Genomic DNA, 26,137 nt, shown 5'->3' on the forward strand with positions numbered 1-26,137 from the left:
GGTACTGACGAACCAGGAGAGGCTGATAGAGGCAGATGACGACCTCAGAACTTCCCGCACGCACGTCCCTGACCGCCGATGTCCGCAACGGCATCGATTACAAGGTGGCGGACCTGTCGCTGGCCGAATTCGGCCGCAAGGAGATCCGCCTCGCCGAACACGAGATGCCCGGCCTGATGGCACTGCGCCGCGAATACGCGGAAGTGCTGCCGCTGCGGGGTGCGCGCATCTCGGGTTCGCTGCATATGACCATCCAGACCGCGGTGCTGATCGAGACGCTGACCGCGCTCGGCGCCGAGGTCCGCTGGGCCTCGTGCAACATCTTCTCCACCCAGGACCACGCCGCCGCGGCGGTCGTCGTCGGTCCGCACGGCACCATGGACGAGCCGAAGGGCACCCCGGTCTTCGCCTGGAAGGGTGAGACCCTGCAGGAGTACTGGTGGGCCGCCGAGCAGATGCTGACCTGGCCCGGTGAGCCCGCGAATATGATCCTCGACGACGGCGGTGACGCCACCATGCTCGTACTGCGCGGCGCGCAGTTCGAGAAGGCGGGCGTGGTGCCGCCGGAGGACGAGGACCACTCGGCCGAATACAAGGTCTTCCTGAACCTGCTGCGCGAGCGCTTCGAAACCGATAAGACCAAGTGGGGAAAGATCGCCGAATCGGTACAGGGCGTCACCGAGGAGACCACCACCGGCGTACTGCGGCTGTACCAGTTCGCGGCGGCGGGGGAGTTGGTATTCCCGGCGATCAACGTCAACGACTCGGTCACCAAGTCCAAGTTCGACAACAAGTACGGCACCCGCCACTCGCTCATCGACGGAATCAACCGGGGCACCGACGTTTTGATCGGTGGCAAGAAGATATTGATCTGCGGCTATGGCGATGTCGGCAAGGGCTGCGCGGAATCGCTTGCGGGACAGGGCGCCCGGGTGCAGGTCACCGAGATTGATCCGATCAACGCGTTGCAGGCGCTGATGGACGGCTACGACGTCGTCACCGCCGAGCAGGCGATCGGCCAGGCCGATATCGTCATCACCTCGACCGGCAACAAGGACATCATCACCCTCGACCACATGAAGGCGATGAAGGACCAGGCCATCCTCGGCAATATCGGTCACTTCGACAACGAGATCGATATGGCGGCGCTGGAGCGTTCCGGCGCAACGAGACTGAATATCAAGCCGCAGGTCGACCTGTGGACCTTCAAGGAGTCCGGTAAGTCGATCATCGTGCTGTCGGAGGGGCGGCTGCTGAATCTCGGCAATGCGACCGGACATCCCTCGTTCGTGATGTCGAACAGCTTCTCCAACCAGGTGATCGCTCAGATCGAGCTGTGGACCAAGCCGGACGAATACGACAACGAGGTCTACCGCCTGCCCAAGCACCTGGACGAGAAGGTCGCGCGCATCCACGTGGAGGCGCTGGGTGGCACGCTGACCAAGCTCACCAAGGATCAGGCCGAGTACATCGGCGTCGACATCGAGGGTCCGTACAAGCCCGACCACTACCGCTACTGAGCCGTCGGTAGCGCCGAAAAGGCTGGTGCCCCGCCGATCTTCGGGTCGGTGGGGCACTGTAGTTCGAAGTGGGTCGAGCTGTCCTGGTGGTGCGCCCGATGCGACGGTGTGACATCGCGTGACGGTTATGCCGATGGCCGGGATCTGAATCTGATTGGTTTCAGATATTCGAAAACGGGTCGGCCCTGAATTCCGCCGTCGTGAACGCATGTAACCTCCTGGTCATGGGTGCGTTGGTTGCGGTCGAGGGGCTCGACGGAGCGGGTAAGCGGACGCTGATCGACGGCGTCGTTACGGCGCTGCGCGCCCGCGGACTGCGCGTCGATTCGCTGGCGTTCCCGCGCTACGACCGGTCCGTGCACGCAGATCTGGCCGCCGAGGCATTGCGCGGTGCGCACGGCGATCTCGCCGCCTCGGTCAGCGCGATGGCGTTGCTATTCGCGCTCGATCGGGCCGATGCCCACGATGAGCTGTCGAAGCTGTTGGCGGACAATGACATCGTCATTCTGGACCGCTACGTGGCCTCCAACGCCGCCTACAGCGCGGCCCGGCTGAGCCAAGCCGCGGACGGTGAAATCGTCCGCTGGGTAGGCGAATTGGAGTTCGATCGGTTCCGGTTGCCGGTGCCGACGCTGCAGGTGTTGCTGGATGTACCCATAGAGGTCGCGGCCGAGCGAGCCCGCAAGCGCGGCGAACTCGATGCGACTCGGGCGCTGGACGCCTACGAACGCGATGGCGGACTGCAGAATCGGACTGCGGCGGTGTACCGTGAGCTGGCTGAACGGGGCTGGCGCAGCCCCTGGTGGATGTTCCGATCCGATGACGATCCAGCATCGTTGGCCGCGCGAATTGCCGAAATTGTTGCCCGATAAGGTTGGATGTGCGGCGGGTTCGCAGCATTAATGGCGTGGCGGCCCGATCCTGGCCAGAGAGATGACAACATAGTAGTTATGAAGCCGAAGATTCTGGTCGTCGACGACGATATGGCACTCGCTGAGATGCTCACGATCGTCTTGCGCGGGGAAGGGTTCGACCCGCATGTGGTCGGCGACGGCACGCAGGCGCTGGCGGCGGTTCGTGAGCTCCGCCCCGATCTGGTGCTGCTCGACCTGATGCTGCCCGGTATGAACGGCATCGATGTATGCCGGGTGCTACGGGCCGACTCGGGAGTTCCGATCGTGATGCTGACGGCGAAGACCGATACGGTCGACGTCGTCCTCGGTCTGGAGTCCGGGGCCGACGATTACATCGTCAAGCCCTTCAAGCCGAAGGAACTCGTCGCCCGCGTGCGTGCCCGCCTGCGTCGCACCGAGGAAGAGCCCGCCGAACTGCTCTCCATTGCCGATATCGTCATCGATGTGCCCGCACATAAGGTGACCCGCGGTGGCGCGCAGATCTCGTTGACGCCGCTCGAGTTCGATCTGCTCGTCGCGCTGGCCCGCAAGCCGCGCCAGGTCTTCACCCGTGAGGTGCTGCTGGAGCAGGTCTGGGGCTACCGGCACGCGGCCGACACCCGCCTGGTCAACGTGCACGTGCAGCGGCTCCGCGCGAAGGTCGAGAAGGATCCCGAGAACCCCGAGATCGTGTTGACCGTCCGCGGCGTCGGTTACAAGGCCGGACCCCCGTGATCGGAGGCGACGCGGATCGTTCGACCGCTTCGCCCGCAGTGGTGCAGCGTCTCGAACGTTCCCTCGCGCCGATGGTGGCTTGGCTCAAGGAGGTCGGCAGCGCACTCGGCCATGTATGGCGGCGTTCGCTGCAATTGCGCGTCATCGTGTCCACACTCACCCTGTCGCTGATCGTCATCACGATCCTCGGCGTGGTGCTGACCAGCCAGATCACCGACCGGTTGATCGACGCGAAGATCAACGGCGCGGTCGAGGAGATGGACCGCGCCCGCAATACGGTGGAGAGCCAGCTCGCCGGTGTGCACGATATCGGCACTCAGCAGCAGCGGCTCATCGATGCGCGCAACGCGCTGTCCAACCGCGGCGGGACCGGCCAATCCACCGGTGCCGCAGGCAGTTTCGACTCGGCGCTGAGCATAGTCGGCGGTACTCCGCAGCAGCTGATCTCGACCGGGCCGGTCCAGGAGGTGCCCGAGGAGTTGCGCCGATTCGTCGCGCGCAACCAGGTCAGCTACCAGTTCGCCACGGTATCGGACCCGGACGGCTATCACGGCCGGTCGCTGATCATCGGCAGCCCGAGCGCGGAGATCCCGACACTGCAGATCTATCTGATCTTCCCGCTGAGCAATGAGGAGCGCAGCCTGTCGCTGATGCGCGGCACCATGATGATCGGCGGCATTGTGCTGCTGGTGCTGTTGGCCGCGATCACCGCGCTGGTCACCCGGCAGGTGGTGCTGCCGATCCGCTCCGCCGCCAGGATCGCGGGCCGCTTCGCCGACGGCAGGCTCAAGGAACGCATGCTGGTGCGCGGCGAGGACGATATGGCGCGGCTGGCGCAAGCCTTCAACGAGATGGCCGAGAGTCTGTCCAACCAGATCAGCGAGTTGGCGGAGTTCGGAAATCTGCAGCGCCGCTTCACCTCCGACGTCAGCCATGAACTGCGGACCCCGCTGACCACCGTCCGCATGGCCGCTGACCTCATCCACGGCAGCAGCGACGATCTCGATCCGGCCCTGGCACGCAGCTCCGAACTGCTGGTCACCGAACTCGACCGATTCGAGGGTCTGCTCAACGATCTGCTCGAGATCAGCCGTCACGACGCCGGTGTCGCCGAACTCCAGGTCGAATCGCTCGACGTGCGGATGTGCGCGCGGGCCGCGATCTCTACCGTGCGGCATCTGGCCAAGGAGTCCGGTGTCGAGGTGGTCATCGATATGCCGGAGGAACCGCTGGTCGCCGAGGTCGATCCGCGGCGCGTGGAGCGGGTGCTACGCAATCTGCTCGCCAATGCGATCGACCACAGCGAGGGCAAGCCGGTGCTGATCCGGATGCGCGGCGATGTCGAGGCCAATGCGGTCGCGGTGATCGTGCGCGACCAGGGTGTCGGCCTGCGACCCGGTGAGGAGAAGTTGGTCTTCAACCGGTTCTGGCGCTCGGATCCGTCGCGGATGCGGCGTTCCGGCGGTACCGGACTCGGTCTATCGATCAGCGTCGAAGACGCGAATCTGCACGAGGGCAAGCTCGAGGCCTGGGGCGAAATCGGCATCGGCGCGAGTTTCCGGCTGACCTTGCCGCTGGTGCGCGGTAAGAAGATGGGCGCGAGCCCGCTGCCGCTGGAACCGGTGCTGCGCAAGGCATTGTCCGCGCCGCCGGTCGATCCCGGACCGGCCGCCGCGGAACCGGCCGACGAGGGCACGGTCACCGAGCTGGCTTCGATGATCCGAGTCGAGACCAACGGTGCCGATGCGACCTCGACCGATCCCGATTCGATCAGCGCCGACTCGGTGGACACCGATTCGGCCGATTCGAACTCGAACGGTGCCGTGTCGATCGCACCCACAAACGGTGCGGGATCCGCGCCCGATCCGGCCGCGCCCGATGCCGACAGCGCCGAATCGGAGCAGGCCGGGCACAGCGTGCCGGGTGACGGCGGGGACGTACAGTCATGAGGATGCGTAGCTGGTACCCGAGGCGCAGGTCGCTGCGGCTGTCCGCGCTCGGCGCGGTGGCGGTGGCGGTGTTGCTGGTGCTGACCGGATGCGCGAGCCTGCCGGAATCCTCCGCACCCCAGGCGCTCGGCACGATCAATCGCCAGCCCACCACCGAAGGTCCGCCGCCGCCCATCGCCGGTCGTGATCCGGACCTGTTGCTGCGCGACTTCCTGCAGGCCACCGCGGATCCGTCGAACCGCCACCTGGCCGCAAGGCAGTACATGACACCGTCGGCGTCGGCGCAGTGGGACGATGCGGCGGGCACCTTGGTCGTGGACAAGGCCGATACGCTGCGCGAGTCGCGCTCCGGCGATAAGGCGACCTATGTGATCCGGGCGCACAAGGTCGGCGAGCTGGCCGGCGACGGCGCCTATCGGGCCATCGACGCGCCGCTGGAAAACAAGATCGAGATGACCAAGGTCGATGGCGAATGGCGCATCGATGAGCTGCCCGACGGCGTGGTGATCGAGCAGACCGCGTTCGCCAAGTCCTACCGGCGCTACGTGCTGTACTTCGTCGACCCGACCGGCACCACGGTCGTCCCGGATCTGCGCTGGATCTCGGTGGCCAAGAACCAGCTGACCCAGCGGTTGCTCAGCCTGCTCGCCGAGGGCACCCAGCCCGCACTCGCCTCGGTGGTACGCAACGAACTCGCGCCACCCGTGACATTGCGCGGCCCGATCACCAGGCCCAATAACGACAACAACGACGTCGGCGTCGGACTCGGCGGGGTGCGCATCGACTTCGCGGGCGCCTCCGGACTATCCCCGCGCGATAAGGAACTCTTGGCCGGACAGGTTGTGCTCACGTTGGCGGGCGCCGAAATCCTCGGCCCGTACATGCTGCTCGCCGACGGTAAACCATTCGACGATCGCTTCGCCGCCAACGGCTGGTCGGTCGCCGACGTCGAACAGCTCAGCCCGGCCGTCTACTCGCGCAACCAGATCGGACTGCACGCTCTGCGCAACGGTTCGCTGGTGCAGGTCACCGACAGCGGCATGATCACCCCGCCCGGCTACTTCGGCGCGGTGAGCAATCTGCAGTCGGTCGCGCTCTCACCCGACGGACAACTGGTCGCCGCGGTCGCCGACGCCGGACGGCCGCCACCGGAGCCGCCACGCACGCTGATGGTCGGCAGCTACGGCGGCAACGCCTTCCCGGTCGCCGAGGGGTCGACGATCAGCCGACCGTCCTGGAATGCCGATGGCACCGCGGCCTGGGCCGTCATCGATGGCGAGCGGGTCATTCGCGCGGTCAATGATCGCGCCACCGGGACGGTATCGGTGCAGGAGGTCGATATCTCCGCGCTGATGGCCTCGACGCAGGGATCGACGCTGCGACTGCCGATCACCGAATTGCGTATCGCCCGCAACGGCGTACGCGCGGCGCTCATCGCCGACGGCAAGGTTTATGTCGCGGTGGTCGAACGGCGTCCGGACGGCAAGTACGCGCTCACCTCGCCGCTACAACTAGCGCTCACACTCAGCACGCGGGCAGTGTCGTTGAGCTGGCTCACCGCCGACAGTATCGTCATCGCCCGGGAGGGCAATGTCGATCCGCTGTCGACTGTTTCGATCGACGGATCGCAGCCGACCCCGCAGATCAGCCAGAATCTGACTGCACCCGTTCGAGTGGTCAGCGCGTCGCCGGAATCCGAGTACGTGGGGGACTCGCGCGCGGTTCTCCAGCTCCAGTACAGCGAGCAGGCGGCCGACCGCTTCTGGCGCGAGGTGCCGGGCCTCAACGGCGAGAACTCGGTCCCGGTGCTACCCGGCTGAGATTTCCGGTCGAATCGGCCAGCCAATCCCTGACCGATAGCCGCCAGGGGATCAGCTGGCCGGTGAATCACACAGCCGCGCGGTATCGGGCTGATGTGAATACCGTTCGGGTCTGGTCCAGCTACCGGCTCAGGTCGATAGTCGACGGAGCCATCGGCAGCGTATCTGGTCGTCAGGTGTGGCGTAAATGGCTCTGCTGCTACGGAATCAGCGCCTTGCCCGACTGATCGACACGGTGGGAGGCCGTGGAGTTCGCGGCCGACGCGGTTGATCAAACCTGTCGGTGGGCGGGCGCAGACTCGGGCGATGCGGACACTGCTCGATCTGATCCTGGCCACGGACTGCGCCGGATGCGGTGCGGTCGGGGTCGGCTGGTGTGCGGAATGTGCGGCGACGCTGGCCCGGCCGCCGGTGCGGGTGCGGCCGCGCATCGATCCCGGTGTGCCGTGCTGGGCGCTCGGCCCGTATGCGGGTCCGGCGCGGCGGGCGGTGCTCGCGGTGAAGGAGCGCGGGCGGCGCGATGTGGCCGAGCCGTTGGGGCTGGCGCTGGCCGAGGGGCTGACGCGGCTGCGCGATGGCGAGCGACCGCTGGTATTGATCCCGGCGCCGAGTCGGCGGGCGGCCGCGCGCCGCCGCGGCGGGGATCCTGTGGTCCGGACGGCGCTGGTCGCGGCGCGATGGCTGCCGGATTGCCGAGTGGTACCGATGTTGCGGGTGTGGTGGGGTGTGCGCGATTCGGTGGGCTTGACAGTCCGTGAGCGCCAACACAATATGCGCGGTCGTGTCATGGCTCGGCCCGGTGGCGCGGTCGTACCGGAAATTCCGGCGAATGCCGAGGTTGTCCTGGTCGACGATGTGCTGACAACCGGCGCGACGGTACGCGAATCGGTGCGCGCGCTCGGCCGGACAGGGGTGCCGGTCCGTGCCGTGTTGGTGACGTGTTCGGCTTGACTCCGGGAAATTTGCGTGAACACTGGCGGACCGCCCGTTGGCGTACTAGCGTCGCGATCACACACCCGAACCGGGAGTTTGGAGGTGGGGCCTCGGACATCATGTGCCGAGAGATTGTCTATCGGCACGGCTAATCCCGCCGCACGTGCGTTGGTTTGTGCGGCCATATCCGGGAGGTACGCGTGACGACTTCTTCACGACCTTCAGTGAAAGTTGCCCCCTCTGTTAAAGAGGCACAGTCTTCGGTGCTGGATGACCGCACCTTGGAGGCGACAGATGAACCCGCAGCGGACCGACCTCGAGCGCCTCGCGCCGATGTCGTGGTGAAGGGCCGCAATGTAGAGGTTCCCGACCATTTCCGAATTTACGTCGCGGAGAAACTCTCCCGTCTCGAGCGCTTCGATCCGTCGATCTTCCTGTTCGATGTGGAGTTGTTCCACGAACGCAATCGTCGTCAGCGCAAGGCCTGCCAGCGCGTCGAGATCACCGCGCGCGGCAAGGGCCCGGTCGTCCGGGCGGAGGCCTGTGCGGACAGCTTCTACGCTGCCCTCGAGTCGGTGACCGGGAAGCTGGAGAGCCGATTGCGCCGGACGAAGGACCGCCGCCGGGTGCACTACGGGGACAAGACCCCGGTGTCGGTGGCCGAGGCGACCGCTGATCTGATCGATGATTCCCTGTTCGCCCTGGCTAGCGGGTCAGCAACCGCGCACGATCATCCCGAGATCGCGGGCCGCGGGCCCACCGAATCGGAATCTCCGGAGTATGCGGCCGGTCCCGGCCATATCGTGCGAACCAAGGTCCACGCCGCGACCCCGATGTCCGTTGACGACGCCCTCTACCAGATGGAGCTCGTTGGACATGACTTCTTCCTCTTCCAAGACAAAGAGACCGACCGACCGTCGGTTGTCTATCGTCGCCACGCGTTCGACTACGGCCTGATCCGGCTCGCGTAGCTCCCCAGCTTCTCCGGGTACTCAGCCGATCAGCTGGGTACCCGGAGATTTTGTGTGCGGATCGGCTTCGTGGGCGATCAGCGTCGTCGGTCTCGGAAAAAGGTCCGGTGTAGCAAGGAATCTCGGCGTTGCGGGCGCATAGCGGCCAGCATGACCAGGTCGGCGAAGGTCTCCGCATCGCGTTCGCGTGCGGATTCGTAATCGCTGCGCCCCAGCACATAGGCGATGGACTCTGCGGAAATCGAGGGAAGCAGTTCCGCGATGGCGAACAGCGGGCGCGGCGCCGGTGTCTCTGTCGCCGATTCCGGTCCGTGGCCGAGCAGCATGTGGCCCAGTTCGTGCACGATGATGTGCTCGGCATGCCATTCGGTGGTGTCGGCGCCGTAGACGATGATGTCGCTGTCGCGCTTGGCAATCCACAGACCGCTGCCGGTACCGCAGCCGGTACCGGTGAGCAGCGCGGTGTCCACCGGTTGCAGGGTGATGGTGCGACCTCGATGTTCGCGACGGCGTCGAGGTAGGTGGTCAGATTCCAGGGGGACGGTATCGGTACGTCCCGGGATAATTCCCGGAACCGGTTCTCCATACCGGGCATTCGTGGCAATCTCCTACGGCGCTGCGGGCTCCGCCCGTGTAGGTCACGATGCTACCCAGTCGTCGGAGACTGCCCGGTCCGGAGTCACTGCGCGGGTTGGTCCGTACCTTCGATGAGCGTGGTCAACGCGGCGAGACCGATATCGGATCCGCGCAACGCGATGCTGGCGACATTGGCGTCACGCATGGTGGCCAGCAGTTCGAGTTCGCGGTCGATCGCGGCCGCCGCGGCGCCGGTGGTGGTCAGATAGTCGGCGCTCACCCCGAAACACTGGGCGATCGCGGCGAGGAGGTCGGATACGAGTGGTGCGGAGTCGAATTCGCCTCGGCGCAACCGCTCGATCTGGCCTGTCGGGATGGCGCGGCCCATCTGCGTGCCGACCTGTTCGGCGACCGAGGCGGTCGTGCGCTCGGGCTGGGAACGCGGGTGCACGGTCGCGAATAGTCGGTTCACCTTGTGGCTGAGCGTCAGCCGTCCTCGGCTCGTCGCATCGTCGGTCATCTGCCTGGCCCTCACTGCTTGCCGTTTCGAATCGATGTCACGCCCGAATTGGCCGCCAGCCAGCGCGCTCGGAATCGGGCCTCGGTGGTGACGTCCACATCCTCTACGCGCCCGGCCAGCCAGCGGCGATAGCGGCGTTCCTGCAGTTCGGCGGGATCGCTCGATTCGGCTGGCACGTCGAGCAGATGGGAGAACGCCATCGCGACCAAGGGATGCAGGGTTCGGCCGGGTCCGCCGTTGCGCTCCAGCATCGCGGTGGCATAGCGCGCGGACAGCCGGGAGACGACCGCGTTGAGCTCTGAAATGGCCGACAGCAGTTGGGGTTCGGTGGTCCGGCCGCGCTCGACCGCGTCGTTGAGCCGACCGGAAGCCGCGAGCAGCCCGGTCAGATCCGAGATTTCGAAGCGGATCGCATCGGGTCCGGAGACGATCGACTCATCGGTGCTGGCGGTGTGCACCGCGCCCTCGTGCGCGGTCGGGTCGCCGCCGGCATAGGCGCGCGCCGCACTGCCGGGCAGCCAGCGCAGCGGCGCGTCGAGTTTGTTCAGGGTGTGCGTGCTGATCGCCGCGTCGCCGTCTTCGATCTTGCGGATCGTCGGTGCCGATGGCCCTCCCAGATCACCGATCTGCATCTGTGTCAGGCCGAGTACGTCTCGGCGCTCCTTGATGATTCGGCCGAAGCGCTTATGTCGCGACAGCTCCGAAGGGCTTTGCATAGTGAGCCTCATGCTAGAGCGGTTTGGGGTGAAAAGACAACTTTATAGAAAAGATTTGCAAAACTAATCGAAAGATTGCTACTGTTTCTTTCGCGCCGGAAGGTGCCGACGTCGGCCTTGCGGGTTCCGGGACGAGCAGGGGCGTTCGCCGGGACGGGCGCCCCCGGTCTGTTGTGCAACGGCGCGCCGCAGGCCGGGACTGGTTGAGCGCGGGCTCGCTTCGGAGGTGCCGGCGTCCCGGCTCAGCGGCATATGGAGGGGATCGCTGAGCCGGGGCTTCCCGAGTGCACGTCAGTGAATCGATGAGCGACAATTGATTTCGTAAGAACATGGGTAACTCGTCGGGTACGTCCAAAACCCGGCGGGGCACTCGACGCAGGACCTGAGCGCAAATCTCGCGGCTCACGACTTGTATGGCCTGAATATTCGGAGAGGCGGACAAGCAACCCCCATGGCTACCAACGCTGCCCGCCGTGCCGTCATCGTCTCCGGTGCGCGGACGCCGTTCATCAGGGCGTTCACCGATTACACGCGAATGGATTCGATCGCGTTGGCCGACGCCGCGGTGCGGGGACTGTTGGAACGGACCGGGCTGCCGGGCGCGCAGGTGCAGGCCATCGTGTGGGGCGGGGTGATTCTGCCGAGTGCGGCGCCGAATATCGCGCGCGAGATCGCGTTGGATCTGGGTCTCGACGCCGGGTGCGAGGGGTACACGGTGACGCGGGCGTGCGCCTCCGGACTTCAGGCGATCACCTCGGCCGTTGCGGCGATCGAGCGGGGCGAATACGACATCATGATCGCCGGAGGCAGCGATTCGACCAGCAATGCCGAGGTGAAGTTGCCGCAGAATCTGGTGCACGCCGGAGCGCCGCTGGCGCTGGGCAAGCCGAAGCCGAAGGACTATCTCGCGGCGGCGCGCCAGCTCGCACCGTTCACCGATCTGCTGCCGAGCCGACCGAAGATCGCCGAACGCACCACCGGTGAGGTGATGGGGGAGTCGGCGGAGAAGATGGCCCGCATCCACGGGATCAGCCGCGCGGATCAGGACGAGTTCGCGGCGCGTTCGCATCACCGCGCCGCCGCGGCCATCGATTCGGGTCGCTTCGATGACGAAGTGCTGCGGGTGCGCACGCCGGACGGTGTGGACATCACCCGCGACGGACTGGTTCGTGCGGATACCAGCGTCGAGAAGCTGGCGAGGCTGAAGCCGGTCTTCGCACGCGACGGCAGTGTGACCGCGGGCAATGCGAGCCCGCTGACCGATGGCGCGTCGGCGGTGCTGTTGATGAGCGAGGAGCAGGCGCGCGCCCTCGGCTACCGCCCGCTGGCCGCCTTCCGCTCCTGGAGCTACGTCAGCGTCGATCCGACCGACCAGGTGCTGATCGGCCCGGCCATCTCCATGCCGCGCGCGCTCGACAAGGCCGGAATGTCCCTGGGCGATGTCGATCTCATCGATATCCACGAGGCGTTCGCCGCCCAGACGCTGTCCGTACTGGCCGCGCTGAACAGCGACGAGTGGGCAAAGACCCGCCTAGATCGCGATGCCGCGGTCGGCGAGGTCGATATCGACAAACTCAATGTGCACGGCGGCTCGGTCTCGCTCGGGCACCCCTTCGGCGCCACCGGTGCGCGCATGGTCACCACCATGGCCAACGAACTGGCCCGCACCGGCAAGAACGCCGCCCTACTCGGCATCTGCGCAGCAGGCGGAATCGGCGCATCGGCAGTGCTGGAACGCGTCTGACGCCCCGAGCATCCTGCCAAAACTATTGTGGGAGTGGGCTTTCTCTGGGCGTGCTGCGGTGGGTCGTGTTGTCTTGCACCGACTTCTCGGTTCTGCCGCCCCCGGGGTGTCAGCTGTCCCGCGGTTTTGCCGTTGCAGTGCTGGGTGCGTCGCGCGCCGTATCCGGCTTACCTCCCGCAGCCGGGTGGGCAGCTCCCAGCTCGGTCGACCGGCTGCGGTTGCGTTCAGGAGCATTTGTCGAGGGGAGTCGAATGATGGTTGTCGATGGGGGTGGGTCAGGTGCGGAAGGTTTCCTGGTGGACGGCTTCGGTTAGGGGGCGGCCGGTGCGCCAGCCGAAGCGTTCCAGGTCGGGGACACGTTGGAATTCGTGCACTGGGCCGACGCACAGCCACGCGACGGGGCGGATGCCGTCGGGGAGGTCGACCAGATCGGTCAGGAATTCGGCGTCGTAGAACGAGACCCAGCCGACGCCGACCTGCTCGGCCGTGGCAGCGAGCCAGAGGTTCTGGATCGCGAGAACCGCTGAGTAGATGCCGGTTTCGGGGACGGTGGCGCGGCCGAGGACCTGCGGGCCGCCGCGGTCGTGGTCATAGGTGACCACGATGCCCGTACCGCTCTCGGTAATGCCCTCGATCTTGATCGGCGCGAAGGTCGCTGCCCGCTCCGGCGGCAGCGTGTCCCGGAATTCGATCCGCTTCTGCGCGACATGATCGGCGAACTTCCGCAATGTCGCGCCCTCGCGCACAACTACGAAGTCCCAAGGCTGTGAGTTGCCGACACTGGGCGCTCGATGTGCGGCATCGAGTATCCGCCACAGCGTCGCATCGTCGACGAGGTCGCCGGTGAACTCGGCGCGCACATCGCGCCGCATCCGGATGGCCTCGTACACGCTCAGATCTTCAGCACACACGCCCTCAGTCAACCAGCCGCAACCCTCGCTCTCACCGACACCCGGGTGGATGCGCCAGCGCGGCCACTGCGCGCCGACCTGCGACCCGGATGACCCGCGCGGCGCGAGTCAGCAACGGTTGCCCGCGCTCACCGGCCGCGGCCGTCATGACGACACGGCCACCGGCGGCCGGATGCTGGCGGTGCTCGCTTCCGGGATGCTCGAAAGGCGATGGCGCCCACGGATTTCCGTGGACGCCATGGTGGGACGGTGCGTCAGCCGACAGCTACCGCGCGGCGGGCGAAGCGTCGGCGGCCCTCGGTCAGGGCGGTGCGCAGACCCCGACGCTTACCGGTCACCGGGTCGAAGATCGGGGTGGTATTGCCCTCGAACTTGCGCTCCGAGGCGGTCTCGGGGGCATCGTCGGCGGTCGCGCGCAGGTACTTGTTCGGCAACGACAGCTTCAGGATGGTGCGCCAGGACTTGAAGTACTGCACCGGGAGGGAGCCGGTGGTGTAGGGCAGGTCGTACTTCTCGGCCAGGGCTCGCACCCGTACCGCGATCTCGGCGTACCGGTTGCTCGGTAGGTCCGGGAACAGGTGATGTTCGATCTGATGGCTCAGGTTGCCGGTCATGAAGTGCATGAGCGGGCCGCCGGAGATATTGGCGCTGCCCAGCATCTGGCGCAGGTACCACTGGCCCTTGGATTCGCCGTCGATATCGGCCCTGGTGAACTTCTCCGCACCGTCGGGGAAGTGGCCGCAGAAGATCACGGCATTGGTCCAGATATTGCGGATGATGTTGGCGGTGAGGTTCGCGGTGAGCGTCGAGACGAACGCGGGCCCGGTCAGCAGCGGGAACAGCAGGTAGTCCTTGCCGATCTGCTTGCCGATCTTGACCAGCACTTCCTTGCGCTTGACCTCGAATTCGGCCCGCTCGGGCGAACCCTCCTTCAGTCGGCCGACCTTGCCCAGTTCGAGATGCTGGACCGCGACGCCCAATTCGAAGAACATCTGCAGCAGCAGGTTGTAGACCGGGTTGCCGATATTGAACGGCTTCCAGCGCTGGTCGCGGGTGACGCGCAGCAGGCCGTAGCCGATGTCGTCGTCCATGCCGAGCACATTGGTGTACTTGTGGTGCAGGTAGTTGTGGGTGTGCTTCCAGTGCTTGGACGGGCCGGTGTTATCCCATTCCCATGAGCTGGAGTGGACCTCGGGATCGTTCATCCAGTCCCACTGCCCGTGCATGACGTTGTGCCCGATCTCCATGTTCTCGATGATCTTGGCGGTACTGAGCAGGGCGACACCGGTGAACCAGGCGGGCGGCAGGAAGCTGGCGAACAGCACCGCGCGACCGCTGATCTCGAGTGCGCGCTGCAATCGGATGACATTGCGGATATACCGTGCGTCCCGAACGCCGCGCGAGGCCTCGATATCACGGCGGATCGCGTCGAATTCCGCGCCTAGTGCCTCCACGTCGGCTTCGGTGAGATGCGCGTATTCCTTGACATCCGAGATCGCCATGGCGGTTACAGTACCGTAAGTTACGAGACCGTAGGTTATCGGGACTGTCTTCGAAATGTGGTAAATCCCCCATTGCGGACATAGTCGGCGGGGTGCTAGTTCATTTCCGGCGGCGGATCCGGCGGATCGCCCGCTCGCGCCGGGCCTTCCGCTGCAACGTTGCCTTTTCCTGCCGAGCCTTTTCCTGCAGCGCCAGCTTAGCCTCGCGCAGCATTTCCTTCTCCTGCCGGGCCTTCTCCCGCAGCACCACCTTGGCCTCGGTCAACGCCGAACGCAGCCCGCGGCGCTTACCGGTCTCCGGATCGATGGGCAGCCAATGCGTCTCGTTCCACTTATCGGCCCAGCGATCGGTATTGGGCATCGACGGCATGGCGGGCATCGAGGGCATGGCGGGCAGCGAGACGCCGGCGAATTTGCGCTCCGAGGAGGTCTCCGGCGCGTCATCGGCGGTGCGCTTGAGGAAGCGGTCCGGCAGCGCCAGCTTGTGAATGGTCCGGAAGGCGAGCAGATACTGCTTGCCGAGCGAGCCGGTGGTGTAGGGCAGGTCGTACTTATCGCACAACTCGCGGACGCGCGCCGCGATCTCCGGATAGCGGTTGCTCGGCAGATCCGGAAACAGGTGATGTTCGATCTGGTAGCAGAGGTTGCCGCTCATGAAGGCCATCGCGGGCCCGGCCTTGAAGTTGGCGCTGCCGAGCATCTGGCGCAGATACCACTCGCCGCTGGTCTCGCCCTCGAGCTGCTCGATGGTGAATTTCTCGGCGCCGTCGGGGAAGTGGCCGCAGAAGATCACCGCGTAGGCCCACAGGTTGCGCACCAGGTTGGCGGTCGCGTTCGCCTTGAGCGTCGACATGAAGGCCGGTCCGGTCAGCGCGGGGTAGAACAGGAAGTCCTTGGCCACCTGGCGGGTGATCTTGCGGGCGAACTCCTTGTTCGGCTCCGACATCAGCTCCTTGGGCGGCACGCCGGAGAGTTCCTTCTCGATGCTGTGGTCGTGCAGCGCGATGCCCCATTCGAAGGTGGCTGCGAGCAGGATGTTCGCCAGCGGCTGGACCAGGTGGATCGGCCGCCACTGCTCGTCGCGGGTCATCCGCAGGATGCCGAAACCGAGGTCCTCGTCCTTGCCGAGCACATTGGTGTAGGTGTGGTGGGAGTAGTTGTGTGCCCGCCGCCATTGCGCAGACGGTCCGGTCATATCCCACTCCCAGGTGCTGGAGTGGATCTCGGGATCGTTCATCCAATCCCATTGCCCGTGACTGATGTTGTGCCCGAGCTCCATATTCTCGATGATCTTGGCGACCGACAGCAGTGCCGTACCGGTCAGCCAGGCCCAGCGGTTGCGGCTGCCGAACAGCACTGCGCGCGCGAGCACTTCGAGGCCGCGCTGCGCGGCGATGGTGCGCCGGATGTACTTCGCGTCACGCTCGCCGCGGGACAGCTCGACGGAGCGCCGGATGGAATCCAGTTCCTGCCCCAGTGTTTCGATGTCGCTCGCCGTGAGATGGGCGAACGCCTTGATATCGGTGATGGCCACCGGGGTCCTTTCCCTGACTGGATGTACCTCGAGGGTACCTGCCGGATCCCTCCGGCGGCTGAGCTACGACGCTCGCTGTCTCAGACGTCGAGCGTGCAGTCGCCCGCCGCGGCCGAGATACAGGTTTGTACCTTGTCGCCCTCGCGGCGCTCGTCACCATTGCGCAGATCGCGGGTATGCCCGGAAGTCAGTGTCACGACACAGGTTTGGCAGATGCCCATCCGGCAGCCGAACGGCATCTGCACACCGGCGGCCTCGCCCGCCTCCAGCAGGCTGGTCGCGCCGTCGACCTCCGCGGTGCGTCCGGTCTGACCGAAGGTGACGGTGCCGCCCTCGCCGATGGCGGAACGCTCGATCTCGAATCGTTCGACGGTCAGGCGGTCGCTGATGCCCGCCTCGTGCCAGTGGTGCTCGATCTCGTCCAACATGGCCGCCGGGCCGCAGGCCCAGGTCCGGCGCTCACGCCAATCCGGAAAACGATCGTCGAGCGCGGTGAGGGAGAACCGGCCCTGCTCGTCGGTGAGATGCAGATGCGTGGAAAAGCTGGGGTGCCGATCGTGCAGATCGCTCAGTTCGGCGCCGAACATCACATCGTCGAGGGTGCGCGCGGAGTGCACGTGCACCACATTGGTGAACACATCGCGGCGGTCCAGCGCGCGCAGCATGGCCATGATCGGGGTGATGCCGCTGCCTGCGGTGAGGAACAGCACCTTCTCCGGCGGCGGCGACGGCAGCACGAAACCACCCTGCGGCGCGGCCAGCCGGACGATGGTGCCCGCGGCGACACCGCTGACAAGATGGCTCGACAGGAAACCCTCCGGCATCGCCTTCACCGCGATCGAGATGGTTCGCTTGCCGCGGTGCTCCGGATCGGTCCAGTTCGGCGGGCAGGTCAGCGAGTACGAGCGCCAGTGCCAGCGGCCGTCGATCAGGATGCCGATGCCGATGTACTGACCCGGTTCGTATTTCCAGTCGAAGCCCCAGCCCGGCTTGATGACCAGGGTGGCCGAATCCGCGGTTTCCTTTCGCACCTCGATAATTCGACCGCGCAGCTCCCGTGCGGACCACAGCGGATTCGCCAGGTGCAGATAGTCGTCGGGCAGCAGTGGCGTGGTCACGCGTGCGACGGCGCCGCGCAGCAGGTTCAGCCGTCCGCCGCGCTCGGCGACCTCGGCCGCCGGAGCCTCCAGCCACTCCCGGACCGTGCGCACCGAGGATGCCGCTTTTCTCAAGACCATTGCCGCCGTTCGTCTCCCTGTCGTGCGGCCGCCAGTGGGCCCGCCTAGCAGTCAGGTTACGGCATCGTAGGTTAGCGCGGGGCGTCCAGGTGCGGCGTCACCACAACTCGGGACGGGTCACAGCAATTCGAGCAGGAACGGCAGTTCCTGGGCGCCGTACCAGGCGAGCTGATGATCCTCGGCGTCGCCGAGTACGAACTCGGCGTCGCTATCGCCCAGATCGGCCGCGTCCACCACATCGACCGCCTTGGCCACTTCGGGTTCGGCCTCGGCCAGATCGACGTGCACCGACGCGATCCGGTCGTAGCCGATCGGCCCGGCCAACCGGACCACCGCATCGTCGAGGTCGGGGCGCAGCTTCGCGCCCGTCACATCGGCGGCGATGACCGCGCGCCGGTAGACCGGACTGTGGTAGGTGGTGGCGGGTCCGTCGGCGTCCTCGGATTCGCCATCGTCGTCGGCCGTCTCGGCGGCGTCCTCCCGTTCGGCGGCCAGCAGCCGCAGCGAGGCCCGCGCGGCCTCGGCCATCGCCACCTCGGCCAACTCCTCGTCGTCGCCGGATGCGTAGGCCTCGCGCAGTGTCGGGGTTACCGCGAAGGCAGTGCCGCCGACCGGGCGCAGTTCCCGGTTCGTGACGAGTTCACGCAGCATCGGCACGGTGGCCGGTACGTAGACCCGCATAGTGTTCTGATCAGACGCAGGCACCGAGCATCTCCTCCATGGACTCGTGCACCGACGCGGCCAGCACGCCGATATCGGCCATCGCGTCGCGGTCGGCGTTGAGTCCGTAGAAGACGCGTCCGTCATAGGACGTGATCCCGATGCTCGAGGCCTGATTGCGCAGCAGCGGCGACACCGGATACATCTCCAGCATCCGCGCGCCGCCGATATACATCGGGGTCTGCGGACCCGGTGCGTTGGTGATCACCAGATTGAACGTGTGCTCTGCGAACGTACTCGCCGCCCGCACACTCATCGCATGCAGGCTGGCCGGAGCGAACCCGGCCAAGTGCACCAGGGTGCGTGCCCGAACCCCGCGCCGATGCTTGCTATTGGCCTCGGTGGCATGGGAGATGTGCGACAGACGCATCACCGGATTCGGTTCGCCCACCGGCAGATCGATCAGGAACGAGGACACCTCGCTGGCCGGTTTCAGCTGGTCGTCGATGCCCTCGACATATACCGACATCGGCACCACCGCGCGCAGTACGGCCGATTCGGTGAGCGCCTCACCCCGCGAGAGCAGCCAGTTGCGCAGCGCGCCGGTGACGACGGCCAGGATCACGTCGTTGATCGAGCAGTCGAAACGTTTGCGGATCTTGCGGTAGTCCTCCAGATCCGTGCGCACCACGTCGAAGCGGCGGTTACGTGAGGTCTTGGCATTCAACGGGCTGTCCGGTGCGCCGATGGCGGCCGCGCGCACCGCCGAGACCACCGAGTCCACCGCCTTGCCCGCTGCCTCGACCACCGAGAACGCGTGGGCGCTCGCATCGCGGGCGACCTCGAGCGCCTCGCGCGGCTGTCCGGCCAAATGGGTGAGCGCACCGACGAGCAGCTCCACCTCGTTGGGTTCGCGCGGCGCCACCCAGGCGTCGTCGGCGATGCCGCGCGGGGAGGTGCTGGTATCGAGGATCACGTGGCCGATCTCGAGCGCGGTATCCCCGTCGACGAGCGCCGAATGAGTCTTGGTGAAGATTGCGGACCGGCCCTCGGTGAGTCCCTCGATCAGATACATCTCCCACAGCGGGCGGCTCTGATCGAGGGGACGCGACGCCAGCCGGGCCACCAGATCGTGCAGCTGACCGTCGGTGCCCGGACCGGGCAGTGCGGAGCGGCGAATGTGATAGGTGATATCGAACTGGCTGTCCTCGACCCAGACCGGACGGCCGAGCGCGAAGGGGATCTCGCGCACCTTCCTGCGGTAGCGGGGGACCAGTGAGAGCCGGCTCTCCACCAGGTCGACCAGCCGGTCATAGTCCAGTGCCGGTTCCCCCTGTGCGGAGTCGCTGCCTCGGACGATCGCGAGAGAGCCGATATGGATCGGATTGCTACTCGACTCGAGCCGATAGAACGACGCGTCCTGCGGCGTCAATCTCGTGATCACGCTGCCCGGTGCTCCTTCCGATGTGGCTCCCACCCGAGCCGTCTTTCAACGCCTATTGTGGTCGCCCACAACGGTTCGTTCCGCCCCCTGTGGCATTTCCAGCGATATTCGTGCGCCCCTTTACTCGAACCTTGATCCGTGGGAGGGTTCATCGGTTCGATTCCGGGGTACTCGATTCGACCACAGCGAGCGGGGGGACGGCGCGGGACATGCCCAAGAGCCGCGCTGCCCTCGAGTCATCGCATGCCGTCCGACCTCAGCAGATGTGGTCGATGCAGTCGGCACCACGGACGACTTACATCGTATGACACCGACACTGGAACAGGTTCGACTCCAATTCGATTGACCGAAGTTCTCGTCGGTCTGGGTTATCGGACACCGCGAGCCGCCTTTTCTCGCCCGCTCGCGCGCGCGAACGACGGGTACGGTGAAAAGAAACGGCTGCCGCCTCGGTGGTAGCGGCGGGTGCAGCGCTGGGTCGCTGGTTATCGGCTGGTTCTTTCGAGCGGACTGCAAGCAGTCGCTACGGAACTAGCATGGTGGCCGCATTATCATGAACGGTGCAGCGGATTCCGCCATGCTCGGCGGGGGCCCTGAGCACACTGCCCGACCCGGGTGACGGCCGAACATTTGACACACCGACCAGAGGACTGACGAGACCCGTGCCTGCGCTGACACTGACGAGGTTGCTACGGATTGGTGAGGGACGCACGGTCAAGCGGCTCGCCCACCTCGCGGAAGAGGTCCTCGCGCTCGGGCCCGAGATCGAGGAGCTCACCGACCACGAGCTGCGTGCCAAGACCGACGAGTTCAAGGAGCGCTACGCGGACGGCGAAACGCTGGACGACCTGCTCCTAGAGGCGTTCGCGGTGGCCCGCGAGGCGTCTTGGCGCGTGCTCAACCAGAAGCACTACAAGGTGCAGATCATGGGCGGCGCGGCACTGCACCTCGGCAATATCTCCGAGATGAAGACCGGTGAGGGCAAGACCCTGACCTGTGTGCTGCCCGCCTACCTCAACGCCATCTCCGGCGACGGCGTACACGTGGTCACGGTCAACGACTACCTGGCCAAGCGCGACGCGGAGTGGATGGGCCGTGTGCACCGCTTCCTCGGGTTCAGTGTCGGCGTGATCCTGTCCGGCATGACCCCCGCCGAGCGTCGCGACTCCTACAACTCCGATATCACCTACGGCACGAACAACGAGTTCGGCTTTGACTACCTGCGCGACAACATGACCCACTCGCTGGACGATCTGGTGCAGCGCGGGCACAACTTCGCCGTGGTCGACGAGGTCGACTCCATCCTCATCGACGAGGCACGCACCCCGCTGATCATCTCGGGTCCGGCCGATGCCTCCTCGAAGTGGTACGCCGAATTCGCGCGCATCGCACCGCTGCTGAAGAAGGACCTGCACTACGAGGTCGATATCAAGAAGCGCACCATCGGCGTGCACGAGGCGGGCGTCGAGTTCGTCGAGGATCAGCTCGGCATCGACAACCTCTACGAGGCCGCCAACTCGCCGCTGGTCAGCTACCTGAACAACGCCATCAAGGCCAAGGAGCTCTACAACCGGGACAAGGACTACATCGTCCGCGACGGCGAGGTCATCATCGTCGACGAGTTCACCGGCCGCATCCTGGTCGGGCGCCGCTACAACGAGGGCATGCACCAGGCGATCGAGGCCAAGGAAGGCGTCGAGATCCAGCCGGAGAACCAGACTCTGGCCACGATCACGCTGCAGAACTACTTCCGCCTCTACGACAAGCTCTCCGGTATGACCGGTACCGCCGAGACCGAGGCCGCTGAGCTGCACCAGATCTACAGCCTCGGCGTCGTGCCGATTCCGACCAATAAGCCGATGGTCCGTGCGGACCAGTCCGACCTGATCTACAAAACCGAAGAGGCCAAATTCTCGGCCGTGGTCGACGATGTCGTCGAACGGCACGAAAAGGGTCAGCCGGTGCTGATCGGTACCACCAGCGTCGAGCGCTCGGAGTACCTGTCCAAGCAGTTCACCAAGCGCGGTATCGCGCACAACGTGCTTAACGCGAAGTTCCACGAAAAGGAAGCCGAGATCATCGCCGAGGCCGGCCGCCCGGGTGCGGTCACCGTGGCGACGAATATGGCCGGTCGTGGTACCGACGTCGTGCTCGGCGGCAATCCGGACATCATCACCGACATCATCCTGCGCAAGGAGGGTCTGGATCCGGTGGAGACGCCGGATGAGTACCAGGCCGCGTGGTTGCCGACGCTGGAGCGGGTCAAGGAGCAGACCGCCGAGGATGCCGACGCGGTGCGCGACGCTGGTGGTCTGTATGTGCTCGGCACCGAGCGGCACGAATCGCGGCGCATCGACAACCAGCTGCGCGGTCGTTCCGGCCGTCAGGGTGACCCGGGTGAGTCCCGGTTCTATCTGTCGCTGGGTGACGAGCTGATGCGGCGCTTCAACGGTGCCGCGCTGGAAGCCATCATGACCAGGCTGAATCTGCCCGACGATGTGCCGATCGAGGCGAAGATGGTCTCCAAGGCCATCAAGAGCGCGCAGACCCAGGTCGAGCAGCAGAACTTCGAGATCCGCAAGAACGTGCTCAAATACGACGAGGTGATGAATCAGCAGCGCACCATCATCTATGGCGAGCGCAACCGGATTCTGCGCGGCGAGGATATGGAGGGCCAGGTCCAGGAGATGATCACCGATGTGGTCAACGCCTACGCCGATGGCGCCACCGCCGAGGGTTACGTCGAGGACTGGGATCTGGACAAACTGTGGACCGCGCTGAAGACGCTGTACCCGGTGAGCCTGGATTACAAGGATCTGACCGGCGAGACCGGCGTCGGCGAGGCGGGCGATCTGACCAAGGACGAGTTGGTCGATGCGCTGCTCGACGACGCGCACGACGCATACGACAAGCGCGAGCAGCAGATCGACGGTCTGGCCGGCGATGGTTCGATGCGCAATCTCGAACGCCAGGTACTGCTTTCGGTGCTGGACCGCAAGTGGCGCGAGCACCTCTACGAGATGGATTACCTCAAGGAGGGCATCGGCCTGCGTGCCATGGCGCAGCGCGATCCGCTGGTCGAGTACCAGCGCGAGGGCTTCGATATGTTCGCCGCGATGCTCGAGGGTCTGAAGGAGGAGTCGGTCGGCTTCCTGTTCAACCTGCAGGTCGAGGTGCAGCAGCCGGAGCCGGAGGGCGTCGCGATCGATCCGGGTCTGCGGTCGCCGGTCGGCGCCGCACCCCGTCCGCTGCCCACCCAGGAGGCGCCGGTCGTCAATGGCGCCCCGGCGGCGTTGCGCGCCAAGGGTATCGCCGAGTCCAGGGCGAACAACGGCTTCAGCTACTCGGGTCCGGACGAGGGCGGCCATGCCGCGATCCACAGTGACGCCGAGGAGTACGGCGACGGCGCCACCCGCCGCGAACGCCGGGAGGCTGCGCGCGCGCAGGCCAAGCAGAAGCGCGCACCGAAGTCGCGTCGTCGGCACTGATTCGCCGATCACGAAGGCGCCCATGGATCGTGAGTCCATGGGCGCTTTCGCGTCTGTGCAGCCGACCCTTTCGAGCGACCTGTAAGCAGTCGCCAACGGCCCACGAGGGCCGGTGCGGCGGAGTAACTTCGAGGCGTGGACCGAGACGCTGTCGAGAAATGGGTCGGTGGTTACGAACGGGCCTGGCGCTCGCCGGGTACCGGTGTGCTCGGCGAGCTGTTCACCGAGGACGTCGAATATCTGGTGTCGCCGTGGGCGGATCCGATCGTCGGTCTCGAACCGCTCGCGGTGTTCTGGGAGGCGGAGCGCAGCGGACCCGATGAACCGTTCACAATGGCTTCCGAGATTGTCGCGGTACAGGATTCGACCGCCGTCGTGCGCGTGAATGTGGAGTATCGGTGGGATACGCTGTCGCGCTGGCGTGATCTGTGGGTGTTGCGGTTCGACTCCGCCGGTCTGTGCACCCGCTTCGAGGAATGGCCCTTCGCCCCCGAACAGCCCGACGGGCATTAGATCCGGCGGCTACCAGGAATCGTTCGCGTTGAGCGCGGTCAGTAGGAGCCGGATGGCGGCCACGCGACGTTCCTTGCCGGGCAGTGCATCCAATGCGCATTCCGGATCCGCGGGGGGACCGAGGTGGGTGCAGCCGCGGGGACAGTCCTCGATGGCGGTGGCCAGGTCGGTGAAGGCGGCGATGACATCGTCGGGGGTGATATGGGCCAGGCCGAAGGAGCGCACGCCGGGGGTGTCGATGACCCAGCCGCCGTTGGGCAGTGGCAGGGCCACGGATTGGGTGGAGGTGTGCTTGCCCTTTCCCACGCCGGAGACCTCGCCGACGGCTCGATCCGCGTCGGGGACAAGGCGATTCACCAGCGTCGACTTGCCGACCCCGGAGTGGCCGATGAAGGCGGTGAGGCGGTCGGTGAGCAGTTCGAGGACCGGTTCGATGGGGTCGTCGATACCGCCGTAAATAATGGTGAGGTCGAGATCGTCGAAGGCGGCGGCGAATTCGGATTCGGCCGCCAGATCGTGTTTGGTAAGACACAGAATCGGTTGCAGCCCACCGGCATACGCGGCGACCATGGCACGTTCGACGAAACCGGTGCGCGGTGGTGGGTCGGCGAGGGCGACCACGATGAAGAGCTGTTCGGCGTTGCCGACGACGATCCGTTCGAAGGGATCGGTGTCATCGGCGGTGCGGCGCAACACCGTTCGGCGTTCGGCGACCCGGACGATGCGCGCGAGAGTATCGGGTCTTCCGGAAAGATCGCCGACCACGTCGACCTGGTCGCCGACGACGATCGGGGTGCGGCCGAGTTCCCTGGCTCGCATGGCGATGATCAGCTTGTCCGGATTGCCGCCGAGCACACAACCCCAACGGCCGCGGTCCACTGAAACGACCATGGCCGATTCCGCGTCATTGTGCTGCGGACGGGTTTTCGTGCGCGGACGAGTCGACTTGCCCGGGCGGACCCGGACATCCGACTCGTCGTACTCGCGTCGTCTCAGCGCGCCGCTCCCTGATCCGAGAGCGACGGATCCAGCATCCGCTCCCACAAACCGACGAATCCGGGCAGTGTCTTGGCCGTGGTGCCGATATCCTCGATCGCGACCCCGGGTACCCGAAGCCCGAGAATCGCACCGGCCGTTGCCATTCGGTGGTCGGCGTAGGAGTGCCAATTGCCGCCGTGCAGCGGGGCCGGGGTGATCTCCAGTCCGTCCTCGGTCTCGGTGACATTGCCGCCGAGCCGGTTGATCTCGGTGGAAAGGGCCGCGAGCCGATCGGTCTCGTGCCCGCGCAGATGTGCGATACCGCGCAGCCGGGACGGCGAATCTGCCAGTGCCGCAAGGGCGGCCACGGTCGGGGTCAGCTCGCCGACATCGTGCAGATCGATATCGATACCGGCGAGTCGCTCCGGGCCGCGCACGGTCAGCACACCGTCGAAGCGGGTCACCTCGGCGCCCATACGCACCAGGATCTCCCGGATCACATCACCGGGCTGGGTGGTCAGGCGCGGCCAGTGCGGGATGCGGACCTCGCCTCCGGTGACGGCGGCCGCCGCCAGGAAGGGCGTGGCATTGGACAGATCCGGCTCCACATCCCAGTTCACCGCGCGGATCGGGCCGGGCGCGACGGTCCAGGTCTGGGGCTTACGGCTATCGGCGGGGGCCTCGACGGCGACCTCGGCGCGCCGCAGCATCTCCACGGTCATCTCGATATGCGGCATGGAGGGCAGCGCCTTGCCGTCGTGGTGCACCACGATGCCCTCGTCGAAGCGGGCCGCCGACAACAGCAGACCGGATACGAACTGGGACGATCCGGAGGCGTCGATGGTGACTGCGCCGCCGCGCAGCGCACCCTTGCCGTGCACGGTGAACGGCAGTGCGTCGCCCTCGATATCCGCGCCGATCCGGCGCAGTGCGTCCAGGATGGTGCCCAGCGGGCGGACCCGCGCCTGCTCGTCACCGTCGAAGGCGACATCGCCGGTGGCCAGGGCCGCCACGGGCGGCAGGAACCGCATGACGGTGCCCGCCAACCCACAGTCGACAGTGCCGCTGTGCAGCGGCGCTGGCGTCACGGTCAACGTTTCGTCATCACCCTCGATCCGGGCGCCCAATGCCCGCAACGCGCCGATCATGAGTTGGGTATCGCGGCTGCGCAGCGCCCCGGAGATGGTCGAAGGCCCCTCGGCCAGCGCGGCCAAGATCAATGCCCGGTTCGTGATCGATTTCGATCCGGGCAGGGTCACGGTCGCGTGCACGGGTACATCGACATGGGGCGCTGGCCAGAAACTCACCAGTCCATCTTCGCCCATCCCGAACCCGGACACACGGGCGGTCACCCAACTCTCAATAAAATCGTCCGCATCACCGGCCACAGACGTAGCGCACCACCTGCCACGCGCGGCCATCAGCGCACACGCCATACGCCCATTGGCCATCACATCCACGCGATCGCATATCTGCGATGACGAATCCACCC

At 66.0% G+C, this 26,137-nt stretch carries 21 protein-coding genes; 10 read left to right on the forward strand and 11 right to left on the reverse strand.

Features of this window, described 5'->3' with window-relative positions:
* Positions 1-35 precede the first annotated feature (35 nt).
* The 7 genes from ahcY to hpf all read left to right on the forward strand — a co-directional run bounded on the left by ahcY (position 36) and on the right by hpf (position 8,821).
* Positions 36-1,520, forward strand: a complete 1,485-nt coding sequence (ahcY, locus tag ACQP1G_RS08265) for an adenosylhomocysteinase (RefSeq protein WP_433200339.1) — start codon at positions 36-38, stop codon at positions 1,518-1,520.
* A 224-nt stretch (positions 1,521-1,744) separates the two neighbouring features.
* Positions 1,745-2,392 carry a dTMP kinase gene (locus ACQP1G_RS08270; RefSeq protein ID WP_433200342.1) on the forward strand — a complete coding sequence of 216 codons (648 nt, stop codon included), beginning with the start codon at positions 1,745-1,747 and terminating at the stop codon, positions 2,390-2,392.
* A 78-nt stretch (positions 2,393-2,470) separates the two neighbouring features.
* The gene (mtrA, locus tag ACQP1G_RS08275; protein ID WP_433200345.1) at positions 2,471-3,148 is read left to right on the forward strand and encodes an MtrAB system response regulator MtrA; all 678 of its coding nucleotides are present in this window, start codon (positions 2,471-2,473) and stop codon (positions 3,146-3,148) included.
* A gap of 71 nt (positions 3,149-3,219) precedes the next feature.
* Complete coding sequence (mtrB, locus tag ACQP1G_RS08280) at positions 3,220-5,097, forward strand: MtrAB system histidine kinase MtrB (RefSeq protein ID WP_433200348.1); 1,878 nt, start codon at positions 3,220-3,222, stop codon at positions 5,095-5,097.
* Positions 5,094-6,917 carry an MtrAB system accessory lipoprotein LpqB gene (lpqB, locus tag ACQP1G_RS08285; protein WP_433200351.1) on the forward strand — a complete coding sequence of 608 codons (1,824 nt, stop codon included), beginning with the start codon at positions 5,094-5,096 and terminating at the stop codon, positions 6,915-6,917. The genes mtrB and lpqB overlap by 4 nt, the downstream gene beginning before the upstream one ends.
* Before the next feature lie 306 nt (positions 6,918-7,223).
* Positions 7,224-7,868 (forward strand): ComF family protein, encoded by a 645-nt coding sequence (locus ACQP1G_RS08290; protein ID WP_433200354.1) that lies wholly within the window; start codon positions 7,224-7,226, stop codon positions 7,866-7,868.
* Positions 7,869-8,116: 248 nt separating this feature from the next.
* Complete coding sequence (hpf, locus tag ACQP1G_RS08295) at positions 8,117-8,821, forward strand: ribosome hibernation-promoting factor, HPF/YfiA family (RefSeq protein ID WP_433208294.1); 705 nt, start codon at positions 8,117-8,119, stop codon at positions 8,819-8,821.
* 77 nt (positions 8,822-8,898) lie between these two features.
* Here hpf and ACQP1G_RS08300 read toward each other — a convergent pair whose 3' ends face one another.
* The 3 genes from ACQP1G_RS08300 to ACQP1G_RS08310 form a co-directional block, all read right to left on the reverse strand.
* The gene (locus tag ACQP1G_RS08300) at positions 8,899-9,291 is read right to left on the reverse strand and encodes a hypothetical protein (protein ID WP_433200357.1); all 393 of its coding nucleotides are present in this window, start codon (positions 9,289-9,291) and stop codon (positions 8,899-8,901) included.
* A 209-nt stretch (positions 9,292-9,500) separates the two neighbouring features.
* The gene (locus ACQP1G_RS08305) at positions 9,501-9,917 is read right to left on the reverse strand and encodes a hypothetical protein (protein WP_433200359.1); all 417 of its coding nucleotides are present in this window, start codon (positions 9,915-9,917) and stop codon (positions 9,501-9,503) included.
* Between the two features lie 11 nt (positions 9,918-9,928).
* Positions 9,929-10,633: a helix-turn-helix domain-containing protein gene (locus ACQP1G_RS08310; RefSeq protein ID WP_433200362.1), complete on the reverse strand. Its 705-nt coding sequence runs from the start codon at positions 10,631-10,633 to the stop codon at positions 9,929-9,931.
* Between the two features lie 451 nt (positions 10,634-11,084).
* Here ACQP1G_RS08310 and ACQP1G_RS08315 point away from each other — a divergent pair, with 451 nt between their 5' ends.
* The gene (locus ACQP1G_RS08315; RefSeq protein ID WP_433200365.1) at positions 11,085-12,377 is read left to right on the forward strand and encodes an acetyl-CoA C-acyltransferase; all 1,293 of its coding nucleotides are present in this window, start codon (positions 11,085-11,087) and stop codon (positions 12,375-12,377) included.
* A gap of 275 nt (positions 12,378-12,652) precedes the next feature.
* Here ACQP1G_RS08315 and bluB read toward each other — a convergent pair whose 3' ends face one another.
* From bluB to ACQP1G_RS08345, 6 genes are all read right to left on the reverse strand, one after another.
* Positions 12,653-13,273 (reverse strand): 5,6-dimethylbenzimidazole synthase, encoded by a 621-nt coding sequence (gene bluB / locus ACQP1G_RS08320; protein ID WP_433208297.1) that lies wholly within the window; start codon positions 13,271-13,273, stop codon positions 12,653-12,655.
* 269 nt (positions 13,274-13,542) lie between these two features.
* Positions 13,543-14,790: a fatty acid desaturase family protein gene (locus tag ACQP1G_RS08325; RefSeq protein ID WP_433200368.1), complete on the reverse strand. Its 1,248-nt coding sequence runs from the start codon at positions 14,788-14,790 to the stop codon at positions 13,543-13,545.
* Between the two features lie 100 nt (positions 14,791-14,890).
* Entirely contained in the window at positions 14,891-16,324 is a 1,434-nt protein-coding gene (locus tag ACQP1G_RS08330; RefSeq protein ID WP_433200371.1) for a fatty acid desaturase family protein, read from the reverse strand.
* A gap of 80 nt (positions 16,325-16,404) precedes the next feature.
* Entirely contained in the window at positions 16,405-17,562 is a 1,158-nt protein-coding gene (locus tag ACQP1G_RS08335) for a ferredoxin reductase (RefSeq protein WP_433200374.1), read from the reverse strand.
* 117 nt (positions 17,563-17,679) lie between these two features.
* A complete protein-coding gene (locus ACQP1G_RS08340; protein ID WP_433208300.1) occupies positions 17,680-18,243 on the reverse strand; it encodes a DUF6912 family protein in 564 nt (187 codons plus the stop codon).
* Positions 18,244-18,253: 10 nt separating this feature from the next.
* Entirely contained in the window at positions 18,254-19,666 is a 1,413-nt protein-coding gene (locus ACQP1G_RS08345; RefSeq protein ID WP_433200377.1) for a WS/DGAT/MGAT family O-acyltransferase, read from the reverse strand.
* A gap of 662 nt (positions 19,667-20,328) precedes the next feature.
* Between ACQP1G_RS08345 and secA the strand changes: the two genes are divergently transcribed.
* Both secA and ACQP1G_RS08355 read left to right on the forward strand, forming a co-directional pair.
* Complete coding sequence (secA, locus tag ACQP1G_RS08350; protein ID WP_433200380.1) at positions 20,329-23,154, forward strand: preprotein translocase subunit SecA; 2,826 nt, start codon at positions 20,329-20,331, stop codon at positions 23,152-23,154.
* Positions 23,155-23,289: 135 nt separating this feature from the next.
* Positions 23,290-23,667 (forward strand): nuclear transport factor 2 family protein, encoded by a 378-nt coding sequence (locus ACQP1G_RS08355; protein ID WP_433200383.1) that lies wholly within the window; start codon positions 23,290-23,292, stop codon positions 23,665-23,667.
* A gap of 9 nt (positions 23,668-23,676) precedes the next feature.
* Here ACQP1G_RS08355 and rsgA read toward each other — a convergent pair whose 3' ends face one another.
* Together rsgA and aroA are read right to left on the reverse strand one after the other, a co-directional pair.
* Positions 23,677-24,663, reverse strand: a complete 987-nt coding sequence (rsgA, locus tag ACQP1G_RS08360) for a ribosome small subunit-dependent GTPase A (RefSeq protein ID WP_433208303.1) — start codon at positions 24,661-24,663, stop codon at positions 23,677-23,679.
* Positions 24,660-25,970 carry a 3-phosphoshikimate 1-carboxyvinyltransferase gene (gene aroA, locus ACQP1G_RS08365; protein ID WP_433208306.1) on the reverse strand — a complete coding sequence of 437 codons (1,311 nt, stop codon included), beginning with the start codon at positions 25,968-25,970 and terminating at the stop codon, positions 24,660-24,662. Before aroA ends, rsgA begins: the two co-directional genes overlap by 4 nt.
* Between the last annotated feature and the right edge of the window lie 167 nt (positions 25,971-26,137).

Source organism: Nocardia sp. CA-107356 (assembly GCF_050946365.1).
In the GTDB taxonomy this organism is placed as follows: Bacteria; Actinomycetota; Actinomycetes; order Mycobacteriales; family Mycobacteriaceae; genus Nocardia.